Below are 1,754 nucleotides of genomic sequence, written 5' to 3'. Positions count from 1 at the left end.
AAAATAGCCAAAGCCTGAGTTTGCTTGCCAAGTTGGCGCGACAGAGCGGTAAAGCTAGTCTTAGCCCAGCCCTTAAAGTAGCGTGCTTGAATCTGCGCGTAAGCGTCGTCGTAATTGATGAGGGTACTGTTATCCGTTTTTACTTGTAGCGTATCAATTGAGTCTTTATCTGCTTGCACAATCGCTTGGGCATTAGACTCAACACTGTCATATGGCAGCCAGCCGATATAGTTGTGCAATCGCTCTGGTAGCTCTAAATTTTTGCCACTGCCATTAAGCCATTGAGCGCAAGGCTTGCGATCGTCGTCTTGGCTTCTACTCGAATCTTTAAGCACCATATATAACTGCTCACTAGCTCGGGTAAAGGCTACGTAAGCTAAGCGGCGCATCTCTTCATAATTCTCATCGGTTTCAAACTGCGCATAGTAATCCTCAGCCTCTTTAGCAGCCTCACCTTTAGCGGACTTAAATGATTTGCCCTTACTAGTAGATAGGCGGCGCTGCGTCTTTTGCTCTTGTATATGGTCAAACAAAAACAGGTTATGCTTGCTACGAGCACCCGCCTTTGGACTGGCGCTATCCATACCGATGACATAGACCACAGGGAACTCAAGCCCCTTTGACTTATGAATCGTCATCAATTGAACACCAGATTCAGTCGGTAGGGGCTGCTGCTGCGCCCATTCGGGAGTACGGCGACTATTCATGTTCTTCTTAAACCAAGCTATTAGCTCATGCTCGCCGATATGCATACCATGCTGCGCTAATATATCTAGTAGATGGCGCAGATCCATGAGATGACGGGCACCCTCCTTGAGCTCTGCTAGAGCCACCCATATATTCTGATTGTCTGTGCTACTCGTGGTCATTGGATTACGCGCAAACAGATAATGTAGCGCGGATAAGATACCGCTACTCTGCCAGTACGCCGCCGCCGTCTTGATATAGTTCTGAAAGTCTTGATAGCGCCGCTTTAGCGCTGTCTGCTCTGAGTGAGCGCTTGCTGACTGTAAAGCGTCAACCTCCTCATCGACGCTTAGCATGAGGTGCTGTACCTCAACTAGGCTCAATTGATAAAAATGACTGGTCAATACCCGGTTCATAATATCGCGGCGATGTGGTCGTATCATTACCTCTAGTAAAGCCGCTAAGTCAACAGCGATAGCAGTATCAAAGACATTGCGCTCTGCGGTTTCAAGAGTCGGTACGCCAAGCTTGCTCAGCATATCTTCTACTTGCTTAAGATCTTTTTTGCGCCGTCCAAGCACTCCGATGTCACTAGGCTTGAGCGCTCGTCCCTCTAGGGTTTGCCCGCTTGCCAGCAGGGCGGCGATATGTAGGGCGGTAAGCTCGCAGTCATTGTGCTTGGCATCTTTAGATGATGGCAGGTGAATCACGCTCACTGGCTGGTTGGGCATAATCGCGGCTATTTGAGGCGATAGCTCCTGAGCGATGGGCTGCTGCCAAGATAGGCAAACCTCGGTTTTGGCGGCGGTAATGTGCTGATAATAGATGCCTTTACCCAGCTGCGCTAAGTGATCGGCTGCGCTTTGTGTTGACGCTTGTAGCTGACTATTCTCTACCTGACTGTCCTGCGCTGGTGACGAGCGGCCAAACCAGTAATTGAGGGCGGTGATTAAACGCTCATTTGAGCGTCTATTGATGTTTAGGCTCATGCGCTGCTTGGCTGCAAACAGTGTCTTCATAGCATTATAGTTAGCAACATCGCCGCCACGAAAGCCGTAAATGGCCTG

Annotated in this window: 1 protein-coding gene; it reads right to left on the bottom strand. The window is 49.4% G+C overall.

All coding sequences use genetic code 11. From position 1 onward, the window contains the following. The coding region (locus ACTXGO_RS13255) for a 3'-5' exonuclease (RefSeq protein WP_443574850.1) at nt 1–1,754 on the bottom strand (1,754 nt) is incomplete at both ends.

The sequence above is a fragment of the Psychrobacter sp. T6-1 genome (assembly GCF_052258445.1).
This window is presented reverse-complemented; position numbering and strand designations above follow the sequence as displayed.